Source organism: Ruegeria sp. ANG-R (genome assembly GCF_000813985.1).
GTDB lineage: Bacteria > Pseudomonadota > Alphaproteobacteria > Rhodobacterales > Rhodobacteraceae > Ruegeria.
In genome coordinates, this window is record NZ_JWLJ01000002.1 from 221,925 (window position 1) to 247,551 (window position 25,627).

Annotated in this window: 24 protein-coding genes; 12 read left to right on the forward strand and 12 right to left on the reverse strand. The window is 58.3% G+C overall.

The window, feature by feature from the left end; all coding sequences use genetic code 11:
• Positions 1-199 precede the first annotated feature (199 nt).
• The 3 genes from RA27_RS09695 to trxB form a co-directional block, all read right to left on the reverse strand.
• On the reverse strand, positions 200-1,855 hold the full coding sequence (locus RA27_RS09695; RefSeq protein WP_039537767.1) for an adenylate/guanylate cyclase domain-containing protein: 1,656 nt from the start codon (positions 1,853-1,855) through the stop codon (positions 200-202).
• A 102-nt stretch (positions 1,856-1,957) separates the two neighbouring features.
• Positions 1,958-2,416 carry an RES family NAD+ phosphorylase gene (locus tag RA27_RS09700; protein WP_039537770.1) on the reverse strand — a complete coding sequence of 153 codons (459 nt, stop codon included), beginning with the start codon at positions 2,414-2,416 and terminating at the stop codon, positions 1,958-1,960.
• A 1-nt stretch (position 2,417) separates the two neighbouring features.
• The gene (gene trxB, locus RA27_RS09705; protein WP_039537773.1) at positions 2,418-3,359 is read right to left on the reverse strand and encodes a thioredoxin-disulfide reductase; all 942 of its coding nucleotides are present in this window, start codon (positions 3,357-3,359) and stop codon (positions 2,418-2,420) included.
• 227 nt (positions 3,360-3,586) lie between these two features.
• On the opposite strand from trxB, the gene RA27_RS09710 reads away from it, so the two are divergent.
• On the forward strand, positions 3,587-4,087 hold the full coding sequence (locus RA27_RS09710; protein WP_039537776.1) for an Lrp/AsnC family transcriptional regulator: 501 nt from the start codon (positions 3,587-3,589) through the stop codon (positions 4,085-4,087).
• A gap of 119 nt (positions 4,088-4,206) precedes the next feature.
• Here RA27_RS09710 and RA27_RS09715 read toward each other — a convergent pair whose 3' ends face one another.
• The 4 genes from RA27_RS09715 to lgt all read right to left on the reverse strand — a co-directional run bounded on the left by RA27_RS09715 (position 4,207) and on the right by lgt (position 8,422).
• Positions 4,207-4,989 (reverse strand): Hint domain-containing protein, encoded by a 783-nt coding sequence (locus RA27_RS09715; protein ID WP_039537779.1) that lies wholly within the window; start codon positions 4,987-4,989, stop codon positions 4,207-4,209.
• A gap of 726 nt (positions 4,990-5,715) precedes the next feature.
• Positions 5,716-6,474, reverse strand: a complete 759-nt coding sequence (gene pgeF / locus RA27_RS09725) for a peptidoglycan editing factor PgeF (RefSeq protein WP_039537786.1) — start codon at positions 6,472-6,474, stop codon at positions 5,716-5,718.
• Positions 6,471-7,538: an SAM-dependent methyltransferase gene (locus RA27_RS09730; protein ID WP_039537789.1), complete on the reverse strand. Its 1,068-nt coding sequence runs from the start codon at positions 7,536-7,538 to the stop codon at positions 6,471-6,473. The genes pgeF and RA27_RS09730 overlap by 4 nt, the downstream gene beginning before the upstream one ends.
• Complete coding sequence (gene lgt, locus RA27_RS09735; RefSeq protein ID WP_039537791.1) at positions 7,535-8,422, reverse strand: prolipoprotein diacylglyceryl transferase; 888 nt, start codon at positions 8,420-8,422, stop codon at positions 7,535-7,537. The genes RA27_RS09730 and lgt overlap by 4 nt, the downstream gene beginning before the upstream one ends.
• 97 nt (positions 8,423-8,519) lie before the next feature.
• Here lgt and RA27_RS09740 point away from each other — a divergent pair, with 97 nt between their 5' ends.
• From RA27_RS09740 to RA27_RS09760, 5 genes are all read left to right on the forward strand, one after another.
• Entirely contained in the window at positions 8,520-8,768 is a 249-nt protein-coding gene (locus tag RA27_RS09740; protein WP_039537794.1) for an accessory factor UbiK family protein, read from the forward strand.
• A 314-nt stretch (positions 8,769-9,082) separates the two neighbouring features.
• The gene (locus RA27_RS09745) at positions 9,083-9,583 is read left to right on the forward strand and encodes a YbjN domain-containing protein (RefSeq protein ID WP_039537797.1); all 501 of its coding nucleotides are present in this window, start codon (positions 9,083-9,085) and stop codon (positions 9,581-9,583) included.
• Between the two features lie 33 nt (positions 9,584-9,616).
• Complete coding sequence (proC, locus tag RA27_RS09750; RefSeq protein WP_039537800.1) at positions 9,617-10,432, forward strand: pyrroline-5-carboxylate reductase; 816 nt, start codon at positions 9,617-9,619, stop codon at positions 10,430-10,432.
• The gene (locus RA27_RS09755; RefSeq protein ID WP_039537803.1) at positions 10,425-10,763 is read left to right on the forward strand and encodes a tRNA-binding protein; all 339 of its coding nucleotides are present in this window, start codon (positions 10,425-10,427) and stop codon (positions 10,761-10,763) included. The genes proC and RA27_RS09755 overlap by 8 nt, the downstream gene beginning before the upstream one ends.
• Positions 10,763-11,713 (forward strand): D-glycerate dehydrogenase, encoded by a 951-nt coding sequence (locus tag RA27_RS09760; RefSeq protein ID WP_039537805.1) that lies wholly within the window; start codon positions 10,763-10,765, stop codon positions 11,711-11,713. Before RA27_RS09755 ends, RA27_RS09760 begins: the two co-directional genes overlap by 1 nt.
• On the opposite strand, the gene RA27_RS09765 is transcribed toward RA27_RS09760, so the two are convergent.
• Entirely contained in the window at positions 11,710-12,288 is a 579-nt protein-coding gene (locus tag RA27_RS09765; RefSeq protein ID WP_039537808.1) for a thymidine kinase, read from the reverse strand. The two genes, RA27_RS09760 and RA27_RS09765, sit on opposite strands and share 4 nt — an antisense overlap.
• A gap of 357 nt (positions 12,289-12,645) precedes the next feature.
• Here RA27_RS09765 and RA27_RS09770 point away from each other — a divergent pair, with 357 nt between their 5' ends.
• Positions 12,646-13,107, forward strand: a complete 462-nt coding sequence (locus tag RA27_RS09770; protein ID WP_039537811.1) for a hypothetical protein — start codon at positions 12,646-12,648, stop codon at positions 13,105-13,107.
• Positions 13,108-13,236: 129 nt separating this feature from the next.
• On the opposite strand, the gene RA27_RS23135 is transcribed toward RA27_RS09770, so the two are convergent.
• Together RA27_RS23135 and RA27_RS09780 are read right to left on the reverse strand one after the other, a co-directional pair.
• The gene (locus RA27_RS23135) at positions 13,237-13,821 is read right to left on the reverse strand and encodes a hypothetical protein (RefSeq protein WP_052265244.1); all 585 of its coding nucleotides are present in this window, start codon (positions 13,819-13,821) and stop codon (positions 13,237-13,239) included.
• Between the two features lie 176 nt (positions 13,822-13,997).
• Complete coding sequence (locus RA27_RS09780) at positions 13,998-15,122, reverse strand: beta-ketoacyl-ACP synthase III (protein WP_039538176.1); 1,125 nt, start codon at positions 15,120-15,122, stop codon at positions 13,998-14,000.
• A 154-nt stretch (positions 15,123-15,276) separates the two neighbouring features.
• Here RA27_RS09780 and RA27_RS09785 point away from each other — a divergent pair, with 154 nt between their 5' ends.
• The 3 genes from RA27_RS09785 to RA27_RS09795 are packed head-to-tail and all read left to right on the forward strand — an operon-like array spanning position 15,277 to position 19,831.
• Positions 15,277-15,753 carry a MarR family transcriptional regulator gene (locus RA27_RS09785; protein ID WP_039537814.1) on the forward strand — a complete coding sequence of 159 codons (477 nt, stop codon included), beginning with the start codon at positions 15,277-15,279 and terminating at the stop codon, positions 15,751-15,753.
• Positions 15,741-16,778 (forward strand): efflux RND transporter periplasmic adaptor subunit, encoded by a 1,038-nt coding sequence (locus RA27_RS09790; protein ID WP_039537817.1) that lies wholly within the window; start codon positions 15,741-15,743, stop codon positions 16,776-16,778. The genes RA27_RS09785 and RA27_RS09790 overlap by 13 nt, the downstream gene beginning before the upstream one ends.
• A gap of 11 nt (positions 16,779-16,789) precedes the next feature.
• Complete coding sequence (locus RA27_RS09795) at positions 16,790-19,831, forward strand: efflux RND transporter permease subunit (protein ID WP_039537820.1); 3,042 nt, start codon at positions 16,790-16,792, stop codon at positions 19,829-19,831.
• A 20-nt stretch (positions 19,832-19,851) separates the two neighbouring features.
• Here the strand turns inward: RA27_RS09795 and RA27_RS09800 are convergent, their stop codons facing one another.
• Together RA27_RS09800 and carB are read right to left on the reverse strand one after the other, a co-directional pair.
• Positions 19,852-20,262 carry a VOC family protein gene (locus RA27_RS09800; protein WP_039537822.1) on the reverse strand — a complete coding sequence of 137 codons (411 nt, stop codon included), beginning with the start codon at positions 20,260-20,262 and terminating at the stop codon, positions 19,852-19,854.
• 109 nt (positions 20,263-20,371) lie between these two features.
• On the reverse strand, positions 20,372-23,716 hold the full coding sequence (carB, locus tag RA27_RS09805) for a carbamoyl-phosphate synthase large subunit (RefSeq protein ID WP_039537825.1): 3,345 nt from the start codon (positions 23,714-23,716) through the stop codon (positions 20,372-20,374).
• A 177-nt stretch (positions 23,717-23,893) separates the two neighbouring features.
• On the opposite strand from carB, the gene RA27_RS09810 reads away from it, so the two are divergent.
• Positions 23,894-25,021 carry an aminodeoxychorismate synthase component I gene (locus tag RA27_RS09810; protein WP_039537828.1) on the forward strand — a complete coding sequence of 376 codons (1,128 nt, stop codon included), beginning with the start codon at positions 23,894-23,896 and terminating at the stop codon, positions 25,019-25,021.
• On the forward strand, positions 24,976-25,623 hold the full coding sequence (locus tag RA27_RS09815; protein ID WP_039538179.1) for an aminotransferase class IV family protein: 648 nt from the start codon (positions 24,976-24,978) through the stop codon (positions 25,621-25,623). The genes RA27_RS09810 and RA27_RS09815 overlap by 46 nt, the downstream gene beginning before the upstream one ends.
• Positions 25,624-25,627: the final 4 nt, after the last annotated feature.

A 25,627-nucleotide genomic window follows, 5' to 3' on the forward strand; every position in this document is an offset into this window, starting at 1 on the left:
GGAAATCTCTTGTTACCGTGTTGTTTGCTTTTAATTCAGAGGTGTTGGCGAGGCATGTGCCCCGACCTGAGGATGAAGTCCATAGACTGACAGAAACAAAGGAGGATATGTGCGGTTTTTTCCCGGAATGGAAAGATTTTCCGGTTTTTGTTTCGGGGTGCTGAAAAAATCCCACGACTCCTGATCCTGAAGCCGCATCTCAGGCAATCTGTTCCGGTGGCGAGATATGCGAATCCAGCTCGGCTGCGCGCGTGACGGGCAGGGCTGGCACGGGTTCGGAAACGCCACGCAAATTGAAATCGCGCAGATCGTCGGGATTGCAGTGCAATCCGGCCGCGCTCAACACTGTGTTGGAGACAAGGAGTTCGACGCTCAATCCCTTGGTTTCTGCTTCCAGACGACTGGCTACATTTACAGCATCACCGATGATGGTGCGCGGGGCGTGTTTTGCCGCGCCGATTTCACCCAGCACAAGATCGCCCAGATGCAGCCCCATACCGATGCGAACAGGCGGGCTGCCTTCTGCGCCGAGCTGCTGATTGAACCTTTCCAGCGCCCGCCCGATGCCCGATGCCGCCCGCAGACCCGCGCTTGCGGAACTCGCGGCGTCTGCTGTTTCGAACATCGCCAGCAAGCCATCGCCCATGTATTTGTCGACCACACCGCCCTGCGCGGTGATCGCCGGGACTATCGCGTCAAAGAAACGGTTCAAAAGAAACACGATGTCATAAGGCAGCTGTCCGGTCGTGCGGGCGGTAAATCCGCGCATGTCCAGAAACAGAACCGCCAATTGCCGCTCCTGCCCCTGACTGGCATGAGCGCGGTCGCGGGCGCCGTCCGGGCGGAAAACCCGAAACACCGTGACCGGATCGGTCGGGCGCGTCTGGCAGGCCAGACGTGTGCCCTCGGGGGCGCCGACGGCCTTCAGGCTTCGGGCCTCGACCTCGGTGGGAGGGTGCAGTTGATCGGCCCCTTCTTCAACGACGACACGACAGGTTGTGCAGCGTCCCTTGCCACCACATAGCGCGGTGTGCGGGATTCCATTTGCGCGCGACATTTCCAACAGGGTCATGCCTTTCTCGGCCACGACTTCGGGCCCATTGACATAGCGTACCCGGACCGAGTGCCTCCGTCGCCATAGCTTGCGCCCGAAATAGATCAGTGCAGTCAGGGCGAGGGCAACCCAGAACACCATCAGTGCGTTGTCTTTGACGGTGAACAGCAACTGGAATTCCTCTTGCGACGGCCAGTTATAGTGTTCGATATATTGTTCGCGCAGGTCCGGATCGGCGAAATCCGTCCAGATACGCCGACCTTCGGTAAGAAGACCCGCAAGGGCAAAGCCGGGCACGAATACGGCGACGCCGATCAAATACGGCACCAACCTGCGCCACCAGCGGGTCAGCCGCAGCCACATATGCAGCCCGATGCACCCGTGTACCCAGACCAGCAGCAACAGCAGGCTTTGCAACCAGATCGCGGTGTTGGGCCACATCAGGATGATGATGTAACCCATTTCGTCATTAACCTCGAAAATCTCATGCGCGTATCGGGTCTGGACCAGATGTGAGAGCAGCTGCAGCGGAATCAACAGACCCAGAACGACCTGTAGTGCAACGCTGAACGGCATCCTGAGGGTGCGGCGTTGCGCGATCGAGATCAGCGCCAGGCCCATATGGAGCAGAAATGCCCCGTAAATCACAATGCTGCCAATAAAATGACGGCTTAGGCTTTTGCGCCCATCTTGCATTCCGTGCAGCAGATCGGTGTCAAATAAACCAAGGCCGATATTGATGAAATGAAAGAACGCAAAGACAAACAGCACAAGGCCACTTGCGATTCTGAGCCGGCTCATCCATCCGCCGCGCCAAAGAGCGTTGTCCAAAAGCTTACCTGTTCTTCGCGTTGCCTGAGTCGATCCTGATATGGTGTCGGGCGCCGGTCAAGGCGGGTGTGCTCAGCTTTCAGGGAGCCAGTCCTGCGCGGCGCTTACGGATCGTATCAACGCGGGTTCGGCCCTGAACAGCACAAGATGGCTGAGTTCGGACCTCGAACGTGAGCTGTATAGCAGCCCGTCGGCGCCGATTGCACGCGCCTCATCCGAGAAATGCCACGTCGGAGATGCGGCGCCGGTTGCTCGCAGATTCTGCCAGATGACAGAGGCAGAGGCCCGACCCCGTAAATCCAACAACTGCGCCTTTGATATCTGAAACTGCTGAATCACCCGCGCTGGATCATTTCGCGAAACATAGCGTCGAATGGCAACCCCGGCCCCTTCGGCGCTCAGTGACGCATAGAGCGCGAATTGACCGGAATGATGGAACCGGCCTTCGGGCGCGCGGGCAGGGGCCAGTGGATCGCTTAGTTGGGTGTGGAACAGAATTCTCCAGACCGGGCCGGAGAATTCTGTGATCATCTTAGTCGTTCTCCGCCAGGAAACGCTCGGCATCCAGGGCGGCCATGCAGCCCATTCCGGCGCTGGTAACGGCCTGACGATACACGTGATCGGTCAGATCACCGGCGGCAAACACGCCTGGCACCGAGGTTTCGGTGGTTCCCGGCTTGGTGACGACGTAACCGCCCATATGGGTTTCCAGCGTGTCCTTGACCAGCTCGTTTGCGGGTGCATGACCGATGGCGACAAAGACACCTTTGCAGGGGATTTCGGTGATCTCACCGGTCTTTACATTCTTGACCTTTACGCCTTCGACGCCCAGCGGAGCATCAGTGCCAACGACCTCGTCCAATTCATGGAACCACAGCGGCTCGATCTTCTCGTTCTTGAGCAGACGATCCTGCAGGATCTTCTCGGCCCGCAGTTCGTCACGGCGGTGGATCAGGGTGACTTTGCTGGCGAAGTTGGTCAGGAACAGCGCCTCTTCTACGGCGGTGTTGCCGCCCCCGATCACAACGATTTCCTGTCCACGATAGAAGAACCCGTCACAGGTGGCGCAGGCCGAAACGCCGAAGCCCTTGAATTTCTCTTCGGATGGCAGGCCCAGCCATTTGGCACGCGCACCTGTGGCCAGAATCACAGCGTCTGCGGTGTAAACCGTGCCGCTGTCGCCTTTGGCGGTGAATGGCCGTTGGCTGAGGTCCAGATCGCTGATGATATCGCCGATGACCTCGCACCCCATGGCCTTGGCGTGGTCCTGCATACGCACCATCAGATCGGGGCCCTGAACCTCGGTGTCTCCGGGCCAATTTTCGACCTCGGTGGTGGTGGTCAGCTGTCCGCCCGGCTCGATACCCTGTACCAGAATCGGTTCCAGCATGGCCCGACTTGCATAAACGCCCGCGGTATATCCTGCAGGCCCCGACCCGATGATCAGAACCTTGGTGTGTCGTGTTTCGGCCATGGTACCCCCACTCAAACTGCCTCGGCGGACATGTAGTCCGGTGCGGATCGATATAGCGACCGTCGGGCAGGGCTTAAAGCCCCTACATACTGCAAGCCCGTGATGCGCCTGGTGATCGTCTCTGCGATCAAAGATGTTTCTGAAATAACGAAAATTGCGTGACTGTGAAATATTATTGCGCCCCTCGGGGCTGCTGATATAACAACTGAAAAACTCAGGAGCATTCGATGGTCACGACCCGGTTGGATGAAATCGACCGCAAGATTCTTGCGGAGCTGCAGGCCGATGGCCGGATGACCAATGTTGAGCTTGCCAAACGTGTTGGAATATCGGCCCCGCCCTGTCTGCGACGGGTGCGGACGTTGGAGGATTCGGGTTACATCCACGGTTACCATGCCGACGTGAACGCCCGCGAACTGGGTTTCGAAGTGCAGGTCTTTGCCATGGTCGGGCTCGAAAGCCAGGCCGAATCCGAACTCAGCGCTTTTGAGGATCGTTGCCGCGACTGGCCCCTGGTTCGCGAATGCCACATGCTGAACGGCGAGGTGGATTTCATCCTGAAATGCGTCGCACCGGATCTCAGCAGCTTTCAGCAGTTCCTCACAGGCGAATTGCTGACCACGCCGAACGTGGCCAGCGTCAAAACCTCGCTGGTTATCCGAGGCGCAAAAGACGAGCCAGGCGTACCATTTGACGTGCTGGAAGACCGGATGAACCGGACGGCCTGAACCTGTTCCGAGATTGATCCACGGCACAGGGTGGCAGCATCGCCGCCACGGCCAAGGACAAAGCCCAACTTAATAAAATCTGCATGATGCCCCCACACTTGCAGTAATCGTTAACCATTCTACGCTGTCAAAGCGTCAATTTCACCATCTCCAGCTCTTGGCAAGAGCAACGGCCCAAAATCGTTCAGCGATTCGATATGTGAGAATAGATTCAGATAGATCGAACGCAAAGAGTGACTGATCATGCGCACTGCATTCACGCCCGGGTGATAGGTCTCGAACTGCAGACCGTCGACACGGATTACCGAATGTCTTGCAACGCAAATGTGAAACAGCTCAACCGGTGTTGGCGGCAGGGTTTCCACAACACTCATTCCATCCTGAAACTCGCTGACAGGTGTCAGGATGGGTTGCCCGTCATTCAGGTGGCGCATGTGCGCGGGGGTGCCAAGCAGGCGCGCTGCAGGTCCTGTGATGACACCCGACATCGGTTTTTGCATACCGAACGTATCGGCCATGATTCTTGTAAGCGGCCGGGTGCGCCCGCGCGTATCCTCGCGTCCGGGGATCAATGTGACGGACCCTTTCCAAAGCACTGTCTCGGACGAGCCGTCCTGCGTGAGAACGTCATCACCGGGCAGCAGGTCTTCAATGGCCATCGGGCCATGCGGTGTCTCGACCAGCGAACCGCGTGTGAAAGCGCAGAACGCATCTTCGAACATTGGTAAAGCAGGTGCGATATGGCGGGTCTGCGAAATATCCCCGTTTTTCAGCAGAGAACATACCTCGTAACGTCGAAGCTGGGCCTTTTGTGTTGTCGTCGGACGAGGCGTATCGCGCAGCAGCGCAGATGTCTCGACCGCGTTTCTGGCAGCGCGGGCCAGAGAATTTGGAATAGTCATAATATTCCGTCCCCTCTAAATTCCGTCCAGACGGGTTGAACCCCCGTGCAGTCCCGCCAGACGGCCTTGTTCTTTGCCTTTAAACAAAGGGGCAAACACAGATTGGTTGCCGCAAGTGCGCGGCGCCAACAAAGTAAACGTCAGTGTTTTGGCCAAGTTCTTGACCCCCCAGACAAACTCGTAAACCGCAGGCTGCAATTGCCTGCACACACACGCTCCGAAACCTGACCGCGATCCTGATCGCGACCACACATACCGGACCGGAGCATCATCCAGTATGTGTTGTGCCCGTTGAGACCGGCAGCTGGTCTCATGGGGTTGCTGTGTCAGCGTCTTGCCGCCAGACGGCGTGCAACTCTGACAGAGTGACTTGAAACCCGCTTCCAGGGCATTTCCGGTTCCTGATCTCTGACAGCCGCGAAAACGGCACTGAGAAAGCGTGATTTCGATTTCATGTTCATTGTCCTGCTTCGATAGGGCGTGGTGCCCGGTTCCCGTTTATGAAGCTAATGTGACGCTGATTTGCGGCGCCTATAAGGCTGATCCGGGATGAATTGAGGACAAAATGAAGGTTACAGGTACCTCTTCCTTGGTGTCGCCAATACCCTGTTGCCCCGGCATGGGGTAACCGTCTGAGCATTGGTGAAATTTTGAGACGATTCTTACTCAGATAAACACAAGAAATGTGGCGAAAACTGGGCAATGTCGCCTCAATTCGGGCCAGATTTACAACCTGATCGCAGAGATCAATCTGCCGTAGTCGACCTCATTGGCGTGGGTTGTGCGCCTGTAGGAATAAAATCTGTCAGGGTCTGAATAAGTGCAGTGCCGAATCCATTCGGCATCGCCGATTCCGGCCTGACGCAGACGGTGCAAGCCAAAGGCCGGCAGGTCGAAATGCATCCTGTCGCCTTTGCCATTCACGAAGAAACGCGCATTATCGGGCGTGTCGGCGAGGAAGTTATCCAGAAACTCGGACCCCACTTCGTAGGCGCGTTGTGAAATCGTTGGTCCGATCACGGCAACGGTCTTTTCCCTGTTGGCCCCCAACGCTTCCATCGCGTCCAGCGTTGCTTCCAGCACTCCGTCCAAGGCACCGCGCCAGCCCGCATGTGCGGCGCCGATCACATTTGCGTCAGGATCGGCAAACAGCACCGGCTGGCAATCCGCGGTCAGAATCGTCAGCGCCAGACCCGGCGTCGACGTCACAACCGCGTCCGCTTTCGGTTTGTCGCCCGTCATCGGCCCGTCAACCGTAATCACGGTCGGAGAATGTACCTGGTGCACGCCGATCATGGCTTCGGGAGCGACCTCCATCGCGTCGGCGACACGACGACGGTTCAGCGCCACGGCTTCGGCCAGATCGGTTGACCCGGTTCCGCAATTGAGGCCCGCGAAAATACCGGAGGATGCGCCGCCGCGCCGGCTGAAAAACCCGTGCCGCACGGGGGACAGCATGTCTGAGGTGAGGATTTCCAATGTCATGGCTCCAGTCCCGGTGGCGGCGCGGCGTTTGGCGGATAAAGGCCCAGTACTTTGAACAGGTTTCCCATTTCCTCGGGATGCGTCAACCGTCGATGTGCGGCGATCAGCGTCTCAAGCTGTGACCCGCTTAGCGGGGCGGCAAGCGATTGCGCGCGTGTCGTGATGCCAAGCCGCTCAAGGAACACGCCTTGCGGGGTCAACTTTGTGTGGTTGCACCCTGCGGCATGTGCCGCACCTGCCAGAATCTCAAAGTCGACATGTGCGGTCAGATCTGCCTGACCCGGCTGGTCCAGCGGAGCGGCGGTTTCGTGCGCCCGCAACGCCTGCAGCGTGTCCCCAAGCGATCGCCAGTCACCATAGTCGACAATCAACGCGGCCCCGCCGCAGCGTGTGATGTGCCCCGCGATGGCATTCAGCGCGGGGACGGCGGCCGTGCAAAGTTCCACCAGATCACCATCCCGCGTGTCCTTGAGGCGTTCGTTCAGTGCAGCATGAGCCTTTTGCGAACCGAGGCCGAATGCAAGCGAATCCCCATCGCTGCCGACCAGCCGCTCACGCCAAGCGTCGCCGTCGCGCAGGAATTGGCGGATGGGCAGGGCATCGAAGAACTCGTTCGCCACCAGAAACAGGGGAAGGTCGTCAAGATCGGAAATTGCCTCGATCCATTTCGGCTCATAACCCCGCAGCGTCTTGGATTGGACTTTGCGCAAGACGGGCGAGGCTTCGAGCAATGCGATCTCTGCCGCGTCGTGAAAGCCGGGTACGCTCTGAGTGGCGCGCAGGATGTCCGCCATCATCGTACCGCGCCCCGGGCCAAGCTCGGCCAGTACGATCCGTTCGGGTTTGCCCTGCTGCAGCCAGGTTTGCGCCAGACACAGTCCGATAAGCTCTCCGAACATCTGGCTGATTTCCGGGGCGGTGGTGAAATCGCCGCGAACACCCAGCGGATCGCGGGTTGTATAGTACCCATGTTCCGGGTGCATCAGGCACTCGGTCATATAGTCGGCGATGGTCATGGGGCCATCATTCTGAATGCGCAGAAGCAGACGATCCTTCAGGTTCATGATCTGCGCCGAGCCCGCAATGCGAACCAAAGACCAAGCGCAATCATCGGCAGCGACAGGAACTGTCCCATCGTCAGACCATACCCGCCAACATGCCACGCCAGCCCCAGCGGGTTGCCGGGCGAGACGAACTGCGCATCGGGCTGGCGGAAGAACTCGACGAAAAACCGCGACGCGCCGTAACCCGCCAGAAACACACCCATGACTAGGCCGGGCCTTTGAAATGCGCCGCGTCGATAGGCCAGCCATATCAGAAGCGCTCCAAGGACCAGCCCCTCAAGCGCCGCCTCATACAGTTGCGATGGATGGCGGGCACACATTCCAGCTACAACACCGGGGCAATCCTGGGCCGCGGTCCCTGGAAAGATCACCGCCCATGGTACCTCGCTCGGCCGCCCCCAAAGCTCGGCATTGGTGAAATTCGCCAATCGTCCCAGCAGCAATCCGGGCGGCACCGTGTAGGCAACCAGATCACCCAGCGAAAGAATCGGGATAGTGTGGCGCCTGCCGAACAGATACGTGGCGATCACCACGCCCAACAGACCGCCATGGAACGCCATGCCACCCTGCCAGACCATCAAAATTTCCAGCGGATGCGACAGGTAATATGCGGGCTGATAGAACAGGACGAACCCCAATCGTCCGCCAAGAATCACTCCCAAAATGATCCAGGTGACCAAATCCTCAAGCTGATCGGGGCGCATCGGTGGGGTTTCATCCGCCCAAAGCACAGGCCGCCTAAGCGCCATCAGCGCCATGCGCCACGCAATCAGGATGCCGACGATATAGGCCAGCGCGTACCACCTGAGCGCAAACTCCATCCCGAACAGAGAGATCGAGAAAATTTCGGGTGACAGATCGGGGAAATTCAGAACAGCCTGCATGTGCGTCTCATTGCCCGGGGTTTGCGGGGCAAGTCAACCTTGAGCCCGGGCCAATCTTTACCCATATAGAGAGCAATCGCGAAATCGGAGAAAGCCCATGCAAACCCGTAACAAGATTCTGGACGATATGTCTCAACTGATGACCAACGCCATGGGTGTGGCGCAAGGGGCGCGGGAAGAGGCCGAGAATGCGATGAAATCCATGATGGACCGCTGGCTGGCCGACCGGGATTTCGTCACCCGTGAAGAATTCGATGCTGTGCGTGCCATGGCGCAGAAAGCGCGCGAAGAAAACGCCGCCCTCAAACAGCGTATTGCAGCGCTTGAGGCGAAGCTGGACAAGTAAAGCCAGCAAGTTCTCAGAAATTTTGCGAAAAACATCCGCCGCGCAATCCGGCCTTGGATTGTGCGGTGCTGTGTATTCTGCCGCTCTGCAGAATTTAATCAAGACAAAGCTGCATCCAGCGCCAATATTTTGATCGGCGTTGCCAACTGTCCACAACTTATTGCTGTTATCCCCAATAAATAGGGTTGCCAGCGCTTTGCTCACGTCGCACCATATTTAGTACAGGCAGACTGGGGAAGCCCGGCTTGTAGAGCAGGCAACTAGCGCTGGGGCGCTGCCAGCCCCAAATTGCTAGAGATTAGTGAGGTGGCATTATGGCCCTTTCCGAGCAGTATCTCGAAGAAGACCTTCATCCGATCGACATTGTTGAACATATTGCCGAACATCACGACTGGGATTTTGACCGGATCGGTGATGATCAGATTGCCATGGCCGTCGAAGGACAGTGGCGCACATATTCGATTACCCTGGCATGGTCGAACTACGACGAGACCCTGCGCATGGTGTGTTCGTTCGAGATGGAGCCTCCGGCAGAACGCGAAACCGAGCTTTATGAACTGCTGAACAAGATGAACGATCAGTGTTGGGCCGGTGCGTTCACCTACTGGGCCAATCAGAAGCTGATGGTCTATCGCTATGGTCTGGTGCTGGCCGGGGGGCAGATGGCCAGTCCGGAACAGATCGATACAATGATCACCGCCGCCGTGCTGAGCGCCGAGCGCTATTACCCGGCAATCCAACTGGTAACCTGGGGCAATCGCAACCCCGAAGAGGCGATGCAAGTCGCCATTGCAGAGGCTTACGGTCGCGCGTAAAGCTTTGCCCCGAACCATAGGGGAGGGGCAGTCATGGATATCTCGCGCGTCGCCGAGCAGGGGCTCGTGCTTCTGGGGTGCGGCAAAATGGGTTCGGCGATGCTTGCGGGCTGGTTGGAACATGGTCTGCCTGCATCATCGGTTTGGGTGATTGACCCCTATCCTTCGGATTGGCTGAAGGCGCAGGGCGTCAACATCAACACCGCTCTCCCCGAGGCGCCTGCAGTTGTGCTCGTGGCCGTCAAACCGCAGATGATGGGCGAGGCCCTTCCGGCCATACAGGCGCTGGGCGGTGGCGATACTCTGTTCATTTCGGTCGCGGCAGGCACGTCGCTGGCCACTTTCGAGAACGTTATTGGGGCAGATACGCCGATCATCCGTGCGATGCCAAACACACCTGCGGCGGTTCGGCAGGGGATTACGGCGCTGATCGGAAATGCCAACACCTCGGACGCGGATATCCTATTGGCTGAAGACCTGCTTTCGGCCATTGGTGAGACGGTTCGATTGGATGACGAGACGCAAATGGACGCCGTCACCGGGGTCAGCGGTTCGGGCCCTGCCTATGTATTCCACCTGATCGAAACGCTGGCGCAAGCTGGCGAAGCGCACGGCTTGCCGCCGGAATTGGCGATGAAGCTGGCCAAGTCAACCGTCGCCGGAGCAGGGGCGTTGGCGATGGCCGCTGATGAACACCCCTCGCAGTTGCGGGTCAACGTCACCTCTCCCAACGGCACCACTCAGGCCGCACTGGAGGTGTTGATGCATGAAGAAGAGGGTTTCCCGGACCTGCTGCATCGTGCCGTCAAAGCTGCAACCAACCGATCCAAGGAGCTGTCTCGTGAGTGAGATCACATTCGACGATTTTCTCAAGGTCGACATCCGCGTTGGCGAGGTGATCCGCGCCGAGCCGTACCCGGAGGCCCGCAAACCCGCGATCAAGATGTGGGTCGATTTTGGCGATGAAATCGGTGAGCGCAAAACATCGGCTCAGATCACCGCGCACTACGATCCGGCGACGCTGGTGGGCAAGCAGGTGATGGCCGTGGTCAACTTCCCCCCGCGCCAGATCGGCAGGTTCATGTCCGAGGTTCTGGTGCTGGGTCTTCCTGACGAAAACGGGGAAATCGTGTTGATTGGCCCCGATGGTGCGGTCCCCGTTGGTGGAAGGATGCATTGATGAAACTGCTGATCACACGACCGATGCCTCCGGCTGTCCAAGCGCGTGCCCGCGCCGACTTCGATGCGGAAATCCGCGGTAAGACCACGTTCCTGACTCAGGAAGAGATTCTGCGGGCGCTGACCGAGTTTGACGTTGTGGTCCCAACGTTGGGTGATCAGTTTTCGGCAGAGATTTTTGCTCAGGTGCCTGAACCACGCTGCAAACTGCTGGCAAATTTCGGGGTTGGTTACAATCATATCGACGTGGACGCCGCACACGCTGCCGGGGTAGCGGTTACCAACACTCCGGGCGCAGTCACCGATGCCACCGCCGATATTGCCATGACGCTGTTGCTGACGACGGCCCGCCGCGCGGGCGAGGGGGAGCGGCTGGTCAGGTCAGGTCGTTGGCAGGGATGGCACCCAACACAGATGCTGGGCCATCACGTGACCGGCAAGAAAGTAGGCATCGTCGGCATGGGCCGTATCGGGCAGGCCATCGCCCGGAGGTGCCATTTCGGGTTCGGCATGACCGTCTCTTATCAATCGCGCAACCCGAAACAACTGGAATTTCCAGCCGAGTATATATCCGATCTAAGCGTTTTGGCTTCGGCAGTGGATTTTCTTGTCATAGCCGTCCCTGGTGGCGCGGAAACACGGCATCTGGTCAATGCGCAGGTCCTGACATCCATGAACCCCACGGGCATTGTGATAAACATCGCGCGGGGAGAGGTCGTGGATGAGGCCGCGCTTATCACCGCCCTGCAGACGGGCCAGATCGCTGGCGCCGGGCTGGATGTCTACGAGTTCGAGCCTAAGGTTCCGCAAGCCTTGTGCGCCATGGAAAATGTGACCCTGCTGCCCCACCTCGGCACCGCGACCGAAGAGGTGCGCACCGATATGGGTCATATGGCGTTGGACAACGTTGCGGCGTTTATGGCCGGGCGATCTCTGCCCAACCCGGTCTAGGAGCCCACGGCCTCACGCCAGTGTTTACGGCAGAGCGAGACATAAGTCTCGTTCCCGCCAATCTGTACCTGCGCCCCTTCGGTGATGGTGTTGCCGTTTTCATCCTGACGAATCACCATCGTCGCCTTGCGTCCGCATTTGCAGATGGTGCGCACTTCGCGCATCTCGTCGGCCAGAGCAAGCAGGGCCGCCGATCCGGGGAACAGCTTGCCCTGAAAATCCACCCGTAACCCGTAGGTCAGCACCGGAACCTTCAGATCGTCGACTGCACGCGCAAGTTGCCAGACCTGATCTTCGGACAGAAACTGCGCTTCATCGATGAACACGCAAGCGATGCCCCCCTGTTTCAGGCGATTTTCGATCATGGCAAACACATCGTCGTCGGGACTAAACATATCCGCATGTTCGGAAATCCCGATTCGTGAGGCGATTCGCCCTTCACCGGCGCGTCCGTCGATTGCAGCGGTCATTAGATAGGTATCCATGCCGCGCTCACGGTAGTTGTGCGAGGCCTGTAGCAGCACAGTCGATTTGCCCGCGTTCATGGTTGAATAGTTGAAATAGAGCTTTGCCATGCCGTGGGTCTAATTCGCCTGACGGGTCTGGGCAACCCGTCCGAGCGGGTGGCGTAAGCGACGCCGCCGTCACAACAGCCGAGGCCGAGCAGATGCTCTTGGGGATGGATAACCTCGCGTCCGCGACAGCGGCGCCGTAGGCCAACATTTGGCCATACACCACAAGGCTAAAATCCTGCCTTGCATACACTCATTACCGGCACGAACGGCCGCCACTCACTCACAAAGTCCCTGCATATCTGAGGGATAGTCAATTTATGGCATTTCAATTATGAATCGAATATGGGAAATTTCCCTACCCTTTCCCCCGGCACGGACAGGCGGAGGAAAGGGAGCGCAGGTAACAAGGGTAGCAAAATGGCAGATATCGGGGCCTATCTGAAAAAGCATACCGAGGCATTGGTTAAAGATGTGGGAATCGAAGCAGCGTGCGAGATAACCGGAAAATCCAAGGCGACGCTGGGTAGATATTATTCTGACAATTCCGAACATGCGGACCGGTTCATGCCTGTGGACGCCGTTGCCCGACTCGAGAACGTAGCGTCCTATCCGCATGTGACTGCGTCTCTGGCGGATCTGAAGAATATCACGTTGTCGTATGACGGGCGAAACTCGGATGGCCCGCGTACGGGTGGGGTGAATTCGGACGTCATAGCGTTGAGCCAGCGGTTCGCCATGCTGATGACCGAATATCAATCGGCCATAGAAGATGGCATCATCACCGTGAATGAGGCGAAACGGCTGCTGAAAGAGACCAGTATGTTGCAGCAGGTGCTGATCGAGATGAAGCTACACCTGGAAGAAGAAAGCGTGAATTGACGTTCTGACATCCGAGGCAATCTGGATGGGCCATGCGACTGATGGTACCTTCCTGTCCCGGTTGAAGAACTGAGCTGCAAGGGCAGCCCAGTACGTGACCTCAATGTCATAGTCTGCTTTTGGGGTGGGTTACTTTTTTCCCTTACCGCCGCCCTTGCCGCCACCTTTACCGGGCTTATCGCCACCGCCACCTTTTCCGCCACCTTTTCCGGGTTTGTCGCCGCCACCACCTTTTCCGCCGCCTTTGCCGGGCTTGTCGCCACCACCGCCTTTTCCACCACCATCGCCGGGCTTGTCACCGCCTTCACCCGGGTCACCACTTCCGCCCTGGCCTCCGCCGGTATTGCCCGAGTTTCCACCGCCGCTCGTGCCGGACGACTGAGAGGGCCGATCGCTGCTGCGATCTTCCCCGCCATTCGTGCTGGCGATCGACGCCGTGGGCAGATCGGTCAGTAGCTGAGTCAAGCCGGGACATTGCGACGCAGTATTTTGCAGGATTGAATCAAAATCCGAACGCTTTTGCAGATGCGTGACAAATCCACGTGTTACGTGGGAACAACCGCAAAGCGTGTCGAAATCGCCTTCATTGGCGGCCAGGCGCGCGGTGTTGACGGTACAGATCTGCGGTTCTGCGGCTGCGACGCCGGTCGCCATGAACCCGATAAATGGCGCAGCGACGAATGCGGCCAATCCAACTCGTTTGTTTTTTCCCATAACGGTGGGCTCCCATAGTTACATCACTCGAATGCACGAGGCATTCGATCCTCGATGTGTTGGTCGAAGATGAAGGAGCGGTTGCGTTCTTCTGAAAAAATCTTGAGATAACGGCTTAACCCTTCGGCTTTACCAACCGTCGGTGAAAGCCGGGTCAGCCATTGGCTTCTGGCGGCTTATTGATGCCGTTTGACGATGACGGACCCAACCGAATATCCGGCGCCGAACGAACAGATCAGGCCCACATCGCCCTCTTCCAGATCGTCGGAATGTTTCGAGAAGGCGATGATCGATCCGGCGGACGAGGTGTTGGCGTAATCTTGCAGAATGTTAGGTTGCTCGCCTGCTTTCGGTTCACGGCCAAGAACCTTTTTGCCGATGAAGTCGTTCATTGTCTTGTTGGCCTGATGCAGCCAAAGACGTTTCAGGCTGCCGCTGTCTATACCTTCGGCCTCCATGTGGTCGCTGATGTGCCTGCTGACCATTGGCAGCACTTCCTTGAACACCTTGCGGCCGTTCTGCATGAATTGCATGTCACGGCGATCTGTGAGCCCGTCGGGACGAGAACGACGCAGAAAGCCGTTATTGTTGCGGATATTGTTGGAAAACGCGGTGGCGCAGCGGGTCGAGATGATCTCGAAATGCGACCCTTTCGCATTTTCGGCGCGTTCGATCAGCGTCGCGGTGGCCACATCGCCAAAGATGAAGTGGCAATCACGGTCGCGCCATTCCAGGTGCCCCGAGCAGATTTCCGGGTTTACCACCAGCGCCGCCCGAACCGAACCGGAGCGCACCATATCCGCCGCCGCCTGTATTCCGAAGGTGGCTGACGAACACGCCACGTTCATGTCGAACCCGAAACCCTGAATTCCAAGCGCCTGCTGAATTTCGATCGCGACCGCCGGATACGCACGTTCATGGTTCGAGGCCGCGCAGATCACCAGATCGACATCTTCCGCCCCGCGTCCCGCCTGTGCCAGTGCTTTCTGGCAGGCATCCACGGCCATCTCGGTCATGATCCCCGGTTCGTCGTCACTGCGCTGGCGCAGGGCCGGGTGCATCACGTCCGGGTTCAGCACACCGGTCTTATCCATCACATAGCGGCTCTCGATACCCGACGCCTTGACGATGAATTCCTCCGACGAATGCTGCATCGGTTCCAGTTGCCCGGCGGCGATGGCCTCGGCATTCTCGGCGTTCATCCGGTCGGCATAGGCGTTGAATGCTTCGACCAGCTCGGCATTGGTGATTACGTTTTCTGGCGTGTAGACACCGGTACCGGTGATGGCGGGGGTATACATGGCGGGTCCTGATTTCGTGATCTGCACAAAATGCAGCCGCTGACGCCGTTGATCAAGGTGTGTTGACCCAAGGGAATGCCAGGCAATCCACTTCATCACTTGAATAGTTCATAATCTGAAGTATATTTCGGCGCGATTCGAGCGGAGCGGTTTCATGTCAGATGATATCAGCGCCAGATTGGGACGCCTCAGCCCTGAGATTCAGGCGATGATGGGGGTCTATGCGCTTTATTGGAAACTGGAAGAGAGTTTTGACAGCATCGAAACGGACCTGAGTCATCAGGAATGTCACATGCTGATCAAGCTGGATGCGCCCAAACGCATGGGTGTGCTTGCAGCGGACATGTTGACAGTTCCGTCAACAATCACCGCGACTGCCGACGCGCTTGAACAGACAGGGTATTTGACGCGCCAACGCGATCCCGAAGATCGCCGCGCCTGGCTTTTGGTTCTGACGGAACAGGGCGAAGAGGCGCGAAACATGTTGGTCACCACTGCCGGAGAGCTATTTCGCAGCGCGTCTGGCCTGAACAGCGATGAAACTGCCGAGTTCGCGCGCCTCGCGCGTAAAATTCGCGACAATATTGTGAAAACCGGAATTCCCGAGGGATTGAAGAAATGCGACTCCTGACCTCTCTGAGCCTTGTGCTCTTTGCACTCGCGGTCCCCGCCGCTGCGCAAGACACGCCTAAACCTGTGAAGCTGATGCAGGTCAGCGAAACGACCCCCGGCTTCTCGCGGCAGTTCTTCGGCCGCGTCGCTGCCCGTCAGACGGTTGATCTGGCCTTTCAGGTTGCCGGGCAGATTGTCGAAATGCCAGTGACCGAAGGCTTTGTCATCCCAAAAGGGGGGTTGATCGCCCGGCTGGATCAGGAACCTTTCGAGCTGGAGCGCGACCGGACCCGCCTGCAAAAGGATCAGGCAAACCGCACGCTTGCCCGCCTGTCGCGCCTGCGCGGTACCGCGGCCAGCCAGGTTGCGGTCGACGACGCCGAAACCGCTGCGCAACTGGCGGCAATCGCCGAACGCGATGCAGAATATGCGCTGGAGCACGCGACCCTGACCGCGCCTTTCGATGCATTGGTTTCCAGTCGCGCGGTCGAAGCGTTCACAACCGTTGCCGCAGGCGCTCCGATCGTGCGCATCCACGATATGTCTGAACTGCGGATCGAGGTCGATGTACCCGAGATACTGTTTCAGAGGTCGAGACAGGAAGATGACATTACGATCACCGCCAAATTTCCGGCCAGTGACGATGTCTTTCCGTTGGAGATTCGGGAATTTGACGCGGAAACCTCCAGTGTGGGGCAGACCTTTCGCATCCAGTTCGGGCTGACACCCCCTGAGGGGCTGCAAATTCTGCCGGGCTCATCCGTAACCGTCACCGTCCGGGTGCAGGACGAGCGGGTTGGAATTTTCGTGCCACCAACAGCCATTGTCGCCGATGCAAACGGTGCGCTTGGTGTGCTGGTGTTCTCTCCTGCCGGCGCAGACGAGGGCACCGTCGTGCGTGTGCCCGTCACGATCGAACCGACGCAAAACGGTGATGTTCGTGTGCTTTCGGGCCTGTCGGACGGGGATGAAATCGTCGTGGCAGGCGGCGGGGCGCTGGTCGATGGCCAGACCGTCCGGCGGTTTTCCGGCTTTGCGAACTGAGGACGGACGGGATGAAAATCGCGCGCGCTTCGATCGACCGGCCACTCTATACATGGCTGTTTATCCTGATTGCCCTGTTCGGCGGCATCTGGGGGTTCATGTCGCTGGGTCGTCTGGAAGATCCGGCTTTCACAATCAAACAGGCGGTCATTGCTACGCAATACCCCGGTGCCACGGCCGAGCAGGTCGCGCTGGAGGTGTCGGAACCGCTTGAATCCGCCATCCAGCAAATGGGCGAAGTAGATGTCATCACTTCGGTCAATCAACCCGGTCAGTCCCTGATCGAGGTCGAGATCAAGTCCACCTATGACGGCACCGAACTGCCCGACATCTGGACGCGCCTGCGCGCCAAGGTGCGTGACGCCGCACGGGGTCTGCCATCCGGGGTCGGGACGCCCCATGTGAATGACGGGTTCGGCGATGTGTTCGGTCTGTTCTATGCGGTTACGGCAGACGGGTTCTCGGATGCAGAGAAACATGATCTGGCAACGTTCCTGCGCCGCGAATTGCTGACGGTGGACGGGGTTGCGGATGTCGAGGTGCAGGGCCTGCCTGATGAGGCGATCTTTGTTGAGCCCGATCTTTCGATTTCGGTGAACCAGAACGTTCCGTTTCAGGCGATCAACGAGGCTATTGCAAATGCGGATTCGGTCAATTCCTCTGGCTCGCTCAGGTCACCTGGTGACCGGACGACCATCCTGACCGCCGAAGGGTCCGACAGTGTATCCGCCATTGCCGGGCTTTCGGTCGGATCGCAGGGCCAGGTGATCAACCTTTTTGATATGTCCGATGTCTATCGGGGCAGGCAGACCGATCCTGATATCATGATCCGTTTCAACGGGACCGAGGCCTTCACGCTGGGCATCGCCGGATTGGCCACCGAAAACATCGTCGAGGTCGGCAAACGCGCGGATGCAAAGCTGGCTGAGCTGGATAGCGAAATTCCCTTTGGTGTCGAGATTCTGCCCATCTACCAGCAGCATGTGGTGGTCGAGCAGGCCTCGAATGATTTCCTGATGAACCTTGCAATGTCGGTTACCATCGTCGTGGCGGTTCTCGGCATCTTCATGGGCTGGCGCGCCGCCATCGTGGTGGGTTCGACCCTGTTGTTGACGGTGGTTGGCACGCTGCTGTTCATGTCGCTCTTTTCGATTGAGATGGAGCGGATTTCACTGGGCGCTCTGATCATTGCGATGGGGATGCTGGTCGACAACGCTATCGTTGTGGCCGAAGGGATGCAGATTGCCATGTTGCGCGGCAAGAATTCGCGTGATGCAGCGGAAGATGTGGCCTCGAAAACGCAAATCCCTCTGCTGGGCGCTACCGTTATCGGCATCATGGCTTTTGCGGGGATTGGGCTCAGCCCTGACGCGACCGGTGAATTCCTGTTTTCGCTGTTTGCGGTCATCGGAATCTCGCTGCTGCTCAGCTGGGTGCTGGCGATCACCGTCACACCGTTGTTGGGGCACTACTTCTTCAAGCAGGGCAAAGAGGGTGAGATCGATGCCTATGGAGGCATTCTGTTTCGCGTCTATGGCGCGGTCCTGAACTGGGCGCTGCGCTTCCGCTGGCTTGTCGTCGCGGGCCTGATCGGGATCACGGTAGCCTGTTTCGCCGGTTTTGGGCTGATGAAACAGCAGTTCTTCCCCAACTCGAACACACCTCTGTTTTTCGTGCATTACAAACTGCCGCAAGGTACGCCGATTGCACGTACGGCCGAGGACATGGCCGTGTTCGAAGATTGGCTTGCCGAACGGGATGACGTCGTTTCGGTCGCCACGTTTGTGGGGCAGGGGGCGACGCGTTTTATGCTGACATATGCCGCTGAGAAGCCGAACCCAAGCTACGGACACATGATCATCCGTACCGAGACGCTGGACGATATCCCGGCCTTGCAGGCTGATCTTGAGGCATTCGGCTCGGCCCAATTTCCCGAAGGTGAGTTCCGCACCAAACGCCTGATCTTCGGCCCCGGCGGCGGTGATCCGATCCAAGCCCGGTTCTCGGGCAGTGATCCGGTTGTTCTGCGTCAGCTGGCCGAGGAAGCGGTGCAGCGCATGTCCGCCGCCTCCCCCAATGCTTTGCATGTACACCACGACTGGCGCGAGCAGGAGCTTGCAGTTCAACCGATCTATGCCACCGAGCGGGCGCAGACCGCAGGCGTGACGCGCGAAGACATCGCGGCCACTCTGCAATTCTCGACCGATGGTATCACCGGGGGTGTCTTGCGGGAGCGTGATCGACAGATACCGATCATTCTGCGCCGCGCCGCGGACGGAGATTATTCGATTGTCGATCAGGTCGTGTATTCCGACCAGTCCGGGCGTTTTGTACCAATTGAACAAATGGTGGATGGATTCGAGTACAAACCACTCAATACGCGGGTCCATCGTCGCGATCGGGTGCTGACCATAACGGTCGGCGCCGACATCCCGCCGGATCTGACCGCCGCACAGGTTCATTCCGAAGTGCGCAGCGCCATCGAGGACATGGAACTGCCGCTCGGATACAAAATGGAATGGGGCGGCGAGTTCGAGGATTCGGGCGACGCACAGGCCAGCCTCGGGCGGCAACTGCCGCTGAGTTTGCTGATCATGGTGCTGATTTCCGTGCTGCTGTTCAACGCGATCCGACAACCTATCATCATCTGGCTGCTGGTTCCGATGTCGGTGAACGGGGTGGTCATCGGTCTGCTTGGAACAGGCCTTCCGTTCACATTTACAGCGCTTCTGGGCCTGCTGAGCCTGTCGGGTATGCTGATAAAGAACGGCATCGTGCTGGTCGAGGAAATCGATCTGGTCCGGGCGACCGGAAAAGCCTTGCGCCCCGCGATAGTCGAAGCCTCGGTCTCGCGTCTGCGCCCGGTGATGCTGGCAGCTATCACGACCATTCTGGGGATGGCTCCGTTGCTGACCGATGCATTCTTTGTGTCGATGGCGGTCACGATCATGGGCGGTCTGGCCTTTGCCACCATCCTGACCATGGTCGCTGCGCCGGTCTTCTACCTGCTGTTCTTCACCCGCGAAGAAAAACGGAGATTGGCCGCAAGTTGATAAGGCTGCGGGCGGTACGATCAGTCGCCCGCATCGTTCTCGGGATCATAGTGGTAGTAAAAGCAGGATAGCTTGTTGCCATCGGGATCACGCAGATAGGCAACATAGAAACCGGGTTCGTAGTGGGGGCGAACACCCGGCTTTCCTTCATCTGTGCCGCCGTTTTCCAGACCAGTGGCATGGAATCGCCGAACCTGATCGGCACTTTGGGCCGGAAATGCGATCATCGTGCCATTGCCGACGCTTGCGGGCGCTTCATCGAATGGCCTGCAAACCCAAAAGCCAGTCCCACTGTCAGGATCGGTGCCCCATCCGGCCCAGCCATCGATCCATCCGGGCAGGCGTGGTTGTTCGAGAACCGCAAAGATCGCATCATAAAAGCGGATCGCCCGTGGCAAATCATTGGTGCCGTATGTCGTATAGAGATCCATAAGCAACCCCCTTTTGTCACCATCATGTGGAGGCTTGATGCAAAGGGGAAGCAAAAAAGAAAGACCCCAGCCTGAGCCGGGGTCAAATCGCAAGAGGTTCTACCAAGATTTAGCCCTGTAGCGACTTCACTTCAACATCCTCTTCGGCCTGCGCCTTTATTGCCAGCGCTGCAGCGTGGCTTGCGGCGGCGGTGGTGTAGTAAGGGATCTTGTCATAGAGCGCGATAGAGCGGATGGCCTTGCTGTCCTCGACCGCTTGCGCGCCTTCGGTTGTGTTCATCAGCAGTTGAACCTGACCGTCTTTCAGCATGTCGACGACGTCGGGCCGGCCCTCATAGACCTTGTTGACCACTTCGCAGGCAACGCCTTGTTCTTCAAGCCAGCTTTGCGTGCCGCGTGTTGCGACAAGCGAGAAGCCCTGTTGTGTCAGAACCTGAGCGGCTTCGAGCATTGCAAGACCCTTGTCTGCATCCTTGATCGAAATAAACGCGCGACCCGAGGATGGCAGCACCATACCCGCCCCCATTTGCGCCTTCAGGAAAGCACGTGGAAAGTCGCGGTCCCAGCCCATAACTTCTCCGGTCGAACGCATCTCGGGGCCGAGGATCGTATCGACGCCGGGGAAACGGGCAAAGGGCAGTACCGCCTCTTTGACCGAGAACCAGGGCATGTTCGGGTCGGCCAGAGTCATCTGGTCGGCGATCTTGGTGTCGTCTACTGTCTTGTAAGGTGGGCGTTTGGGGAAATCCGCCAGTTTTTCACCTGCCATTACGCGTGCGGCAATCGATGCAATCGCGCTGTCCGTCGCCTTGGCCACAAAGGGCACGGTACGCGAGGCGCGGGGGTTCACTTCGATCAGGTAAATCTCATCATCCTTGATCGCGAACTGGACGTTCATCAGGCCGACGACATTAAGCGCCTTGGCCAGTTTGAACGCCTGATCCTTGATCTGCTCGATGATCTCTTTCGACAGCGAGTAGGGTGGTAGCGAACAGGCCGAGTCGCCCGAGTGGACGCCAGCCTCTTCGATGTGCTGCATGATGCCTGCGACGTGCACGTCGGTGCCATCGCACAGCGCGTCCACATCCAGTTCGACCGCACCGGCCAGATAGCTGTCCAACAGTACGGGGCTGTCGCCAGAGACCACCACGGCCTCGTTGATATAGCGCCGCAGCTGATCCATATCGCGCACGATTTCCATCGCGCGGCCACCCAGAACGTAAGACGGGCGGATCACCAGCGGGAAGCCGATCTCTTCGGCGATCTCAAGCGCCTGCTCGTCGGTCGACGCGATGCCGTTCTTTGGCTGTTTCAGGCCCAGCTCATTGACCAGCGCCTGAAAACGCTCGCGGTCTTCGGCAAGATCGATAGCGTCCGGTGTGGTGCCGAGGATCGGAATACCTTCGGCTTCCAGCGCGTTGGCCAGCTTCAGCGGAGTCTGACCGCCGAACTGAACGATCACTCCGTGAAGTGTCCCGCTTTCCTGTTCTTTAGTCAGGATTTCCATGACATGTTCAAAGGTCAGCGGTTCGAAATACAGCCGGTCGGAGGTGTCATAATCGGTTGAAACCGTCTCGGGGTTGCAGTTGATCATGATGGTCTCATAGCCCGCTTCGGTCAGCGCGAAACAGGCGTGGCAGCAGCAATAGTCGAACTCGATGCCTTGACCGATCCGGTTCGGGCCGCCGCCAAGGATGACGACCTTTTTGCGGTCACTCGGACGGGCCTCACATTCAACCTCACCCATCATCGGGGCTTCGTAGGTCGAGTACATATAGGGTGTCTGCGCTTCGAACTCAGCCGCACAGGTGTCGATGCGTTTGAAGACGGCGTTCACACCCAGATTGCGGCGGGCGCGGCGAACATTGTCTTCGTCGCGGCCGGTCAGGTTGCCCAGACGCGCGTCGGTGAAGCCCAGCATTTTCAGCTTGCGGATACCGTCTTCGGTGACGGGCAGGCCGTCTTTGCGCACCTGACGCTCGGCCTCAATTATCTCACGGATACGGGCGAGGAACCAAGGGTCGAACTTGGTGACGCCAAAAATCTCGTCGTCCGTCAATCCGTGACGCATGGCTTGGGCGATGGTGCGCAGACGATCAGGTGTTTGCTGGCTGATCGCCTTGATCACGGCGGCCTTGTCGTCGGCTTCGTCCCAGACACCCACGTTCAGGCCGGGAATTTCAACTTCGTCAAATCCGGTCAGGCCCGATTCCATCGACGCCAAAGCCTTCTGCATCGATTCGTGGATCGTACGGCCGATTGACATCGCCTCACCCACCGACTTCATCGCGGTGGTCAGATAGGGCTCGGACCCCGGGAATTTCTCAAAAGCGAACTTCGGGATCTTGGTGACGACATAGTCGATGGTCGGCTCGAACGAGGCCGGTGTGACTTTGGTGATGTCGTTGTCCAATTCGTCCAGCGTATAGCCCACGGCCAGTTTCGCCGCGATCTTTGCAATCGGGAAACCGGTTGCTTTGGAGGCCAGCGCCGAGGAGCGCGACACGCGCGGGTTCATCTCGATCACCACCATGCGCCCATCAACCGGGTTAATCGCCCATTGCACGTTCGAGCCGCCCGTTTCGACGCCGATCTCGCGCAGCACGGCAATCGAGTGATTGCGCATGATCTGGTATTCTTTGTCAGTCAGCGTCAGGGCAGGGGCCACGGTGATCGAGTCACCTGTGTGCACGCCCATCGGATCAACGTTCTCGATCGAACAGACAATAATGGCGTTGTCGGCGGTGTCACGCACCACCTCCATCTCGTATTCTTTCCAGCCCAGCAGGCTTTCGTCGATCAGGATCTGACCAACGGGCGAGGCATCCATGCCCGAGCGGCAAATATGGATGTAATCCTCGCGGTTATACGCCACACCACCTCCGGTGCCGCCCAGCGTGAAAGCGGGGCGAATGATGGCGGGCAGGCCCACGGTTTCAAGCGTTTCCAGCGCCAGCGCCACGCCCGCGTCGAGATCCTTCTTGCCGTCCTCATCCTTGGGCGCCGTCACGATCTCGGCCTTGGGGTTTTCGATGCCCAGCCGGTCCATCGCCTCGCGGAACAGGGCGCGGTCTTCGGCCATTTCGATGGCGTCGCGCTTGGCGCCGATCATCTCGACACCGAACTTGTTCAGTACGCCCATCTCTTCCAACGCCAACGAAGTGTTCAGGCCGGTCTGGCCCCCCATGGTGGGCAGAAGGGCGTCGGGGCGTTCTTTCTCGATAATCTTGGCGACAACCTCGGGCGTGATCGGTTCAATGTAAGTCGCATCCGCAAGACCGGGATCGGTCATGATCGTCGCGGGGTTCGAGTTCACCAGAATGACCCGGTAGCCTTCTTCGCGCAGAGCCTTGCAGGCCTGTGCACCGGAATAGTCGAATTCACATGCCTGACCAATAACAATGGGGCCCGCCCCGATGATCATGATCGACTGGATGTCGGTTCTTCTCGGCATGGCCTTGTTCCTTCGATTGTCCGCGAGTCAGGGCACCGCCCCAGCGCCCAAATTGTCCTGCGTTATAGGGACCGCGCGAAAAGGTGCAAGAGGTATCGGAAAGCAAGGCGAAATTGCCGCTTTCCCCCCTTTCGTTTGCTGGCGTATCCTCTATATCGCGCAGCACGGCAAATGAGGATGCACTTGCGTATTCGTTTCGATCAAGGACCAACCGGGCGCGGAACCCGGTTTGAGTGTCCATCCCAGATTATCCGCGCGGACCACGCGGAGGAGGTGCCCCAGGCTCTGGCGGCGCTTGATCAGGCGCGTTCAGACGGAGCGTGGCTGGCAGGATACGCAAGTTACGAACTTGGCTATGTGCTGGAACCACGTCTCGCGGATCGTTTGCCAGAAGGTCGTCGCCTGCCATTGTTGTGTTTCGGGGTGTTTAATGAACCGGATCGCGTTGGCCTGTCACAGGATGTTGGCGGTATCACCGAGTTTGAACCTCGTTGGGACGAGGCGCGCTATACCCAAGCCTTCCGATTGGTGCATGACGCCATCGGTGCTGGGGACATCTATCAGGCTAATCTCACTTTCCCGATAGACCTTGAAGTGACCGGAGACAGCGCTGCGCTTTACGCAGCGCTCGCGGCCGGCCAGCCCGTTGGTCATGGCGCATTGGTTCAGCAGGATGGCTTGCCCGACTTGCTGAGCCGATCTCCTGAACTATTCTTTCGCACCGATGCCGAAGGTCGGATCGAAACGCGCCCGATGAAAGGCACCCAACCGCGTAGTGAAGACCCGGTCGAGGACGAACGCCGCCGCGCTTTCTTGTCGTCAGACGAAAAGAACCGCGCTGAGAATCTTATGATCGTTGACCTGCTGCGCAATGACATCAGCCGCGTCGCACTGGCCGGGTCGGTCAAAGTGCCCGAGCTGTTCAAGGTTGAGTCCTATGCAACCGTGCACCAGATGGTCTCGCTGGTGCAGGCGCAATTGCATGTCGGCGTCGGGTTGTCGGATATTCTGACGGCGCTCTTCCCGTGCGGCTCGATCACCGGGGCACCTAAGATCAGGGCGATGGAAATCCTGTCTGATCTTGAGCCGTGGCCTCGCGATGCCTATTGCGGCACTATCGGCTGGGCAGCGCCGGATGGGCGATCTGAATTCAACGTGGCCATACGCACTCTTATGGTAGAAGACGGCAAGGCGACCCTGAATGTGGGAGGCGGGCTGGTCTGGGACAGCACCGCACCTTCAGAATATGAGGAGGCGTTATGGAAAGCCCGCTTCGCCCACCAGCTGAGCCTGACTTCCGCCTGATCGAAACTCTGGCGTTCCGGCCGGGGCAGGGGTTCATCCGGCTTGATCGTCATTTAGCCCGCATGGCGCGCACAGCACAGAAATTCGGCATCGACTTTGACCGAGCCGACGCTCGGACGATTTTGAATGCGAGCTCAGCAGAGATTGCATTGCGCTGCCGCTTGACCTTGGACGCGAATGGCAAATTCGAGCTAACAACCGGAGATCTGGCTGCCAATCCGCCCGTCTGGCGAGTGGGTATGGCGGATCAGAAACTGTCCTCACCGGATATCTGGCTGCGCCATAAAACGACGCGCCGGACGATCTATGACAAGGCACGGGCAGGCCTGCCCGATGGGGTCGATGAGCTACTATTTCTGAACGAACGGGATGAGCTTTGCGAAGGTACGATTACGAACCTGTTCCTGACTATGCCGGATGGAAGACAATTGACGCCCGCACTGCGTAGCGGGCTGCTACCCGGTATTTTGCGCGAGGAATTGCTTGATAATAAACAAGTTATCGAATCCATTCTAACCTTGACCGATCTGAAGAATGCACAAAATATCTACTGTGGAAATTCCCTGCGGGGGCTGATCCGGGCGGAGCTTGTAGCACTTTGAGTAA

Excerpts from the sequence above, each read along its gene's own strand:
- RA27_RS09780 (WP_039538176.1), bottom strand. The coding sequence starts at position 15,122 with ATGTATACCCCCGCCATCACCGGTACCGGTGTCTACACGCCAGAAAAC.
- RA27_RS09745 (WP_039537797.1), top strand. The coding sequence starts at position 9,083 with ATGGCCCTTTCCGAGCAGTATCTCGAAGAAGACCTTCATCCGATCGAC.
- lgt (WP_039537791.1), bottom strand. The coding sequence starts at position 8,422 with ATGCAGGCTGTTCTGAATTTCCCCGATCTGTCACCCGAAATTTTCTCG.
- RA27_RS09765 (WP_039537808.1), bottom strand. The coding sequence starts at position 12,288 with ATGGCAAAGCTCTATTTCAACTATTCAACCATGAACGCGGGCAAATCG.
- RA27_RS09730 (WP_039537789.1), bottom strand. The coding sequence starts at position 7,538 with ATGAACCTGAAGGATCGTCTGCTTCTGCGCATTCAGAATGATGGCCCC.
- proC (WP_039537800.1), top strand. The coding sequence starts at position 9,617 with ATGGATATCTCGCGCGTCGCCGAGCAGGGGCTCGTGCTTCTGGGGTGC.
- pgeF (WP_039537786.1), bottom strand. The coding sequence starts at position 6,474 with ATGACATTGGAAATCCTCACCTCAGACATGCTGTCCCCCGTGCGGCAC.
- carB (WP_039537825.1), bottom strand. The coding sequence starts at position 23,716 with ATGCCGAGAAGAACCGACATCCAGTCGATCATGATCATCGGGGCGGGC.
- RA27_RS09810 (WP_039537828.1), top strand. The coding sequence starts at position 23,894 with ATGCACTTGCGTATTCGTTTCGATCAAGGACCAACCGGGCGCGGAACC.
- RA27_RS09770 (WP_039537811.1), top strand. The coding sequence starts at position 12,646 with ATGGCAGATATCGGGGCCTATCTGAAAAAGCATACCGAGGCATTGGTT.
- RA27_RS09710 (WP_039537776.1), top strand. The coding sequence starts at position 3,587 with ATGGTCACGACCCGGTTGGATGAAATCGACCGCAAGATTCTTGCGGAG.
- RA27_RS09740 (WP_039537794.1), top strand. The coding sequence starts at position 8,520 with ATGCAAACCCGTAACAAGATTCTGGACGATATGTCTCAACTGATGACC.
- RA27_RS09795 (WP_039537820.1), top strand. The coding sequence starts at position 16,790 with ATGAAAATCGCGCGCGCTTCGATCGACCGGCCACTCTATACATGGCTG.
- RA27_RS09815 (WP_039538179.1), top strand. The coding sequence starts at position 24,976 with ATGGAAAGCCCGCTTCGCCCACCAGCTGAGCCTGACTTCCGCCTGATC.
- RA27_RS09715 (WP_039537779.1), bottom strand. The coding sequence starts at position 4,989 with ATGACTATTCCAAATTCTCTGGCCCGCGCTGCCAGAAACGCGGTCGAG.
- RA27_RS09800 (WP_039537822.1), bottom strand. The coding sequence starts at position 20,262 with ATGGATCTCTATACGACATACGGCACCAATGATTTGCCACGGGCGATC.
- RA27_RS09785 (WP_039537814.1), top strand. The coding sequence starts at position 15,277 with ATGTCAGATGATATCAGCGCCAGATTGGGACGCCTCAGCCCTGAGATT.
- RA27_RS09700 (WP_039537770.1), bottom strand. The coding sequence starts at position 2,416 with ATGATCACAGAATTCTCCGGCCCGGTCTGGAGAATTCTGTTCCACACC.
- RA27_RS09695 (WP_039537767.1), bottom strand. The coding sequence starts at position 1,855 with ATGAGCCGGCTCAGAATCGCAAGTGGCCTTGTGCTGTTTGTCTTTGCG.
- trxB (WP_039537773.1), bottom strand. The coding sequence starts at position 3,359 with ATGGCCGAAACACGACACACCAAGGTTCTGATCATCGGGTCGGGGCCT.
- RA27_RS09790 (WP_039537817.1), top strand. The coding sequence starts at position 15,741 with ATGCGACTCCTGACCTCTCTGAGCCTTGTGCTCTTTGCACTCGCGGTC.
- RA27_RS23135 (WP_052265244.1), bottom strand. The coding sequence starts at position 13,821 with ATGGGAAAAAACAAACGAGTTGGATTGGCCGCATTCGTCGCTGCGCCA.
- RA27_RS09760 (WP_039537805.1), top strand. The coding sequence starts at position 10,763 with ATGAAACTGCTGATCACACGACCGATGCCTCCGGCTGTCCAAGCGCGT.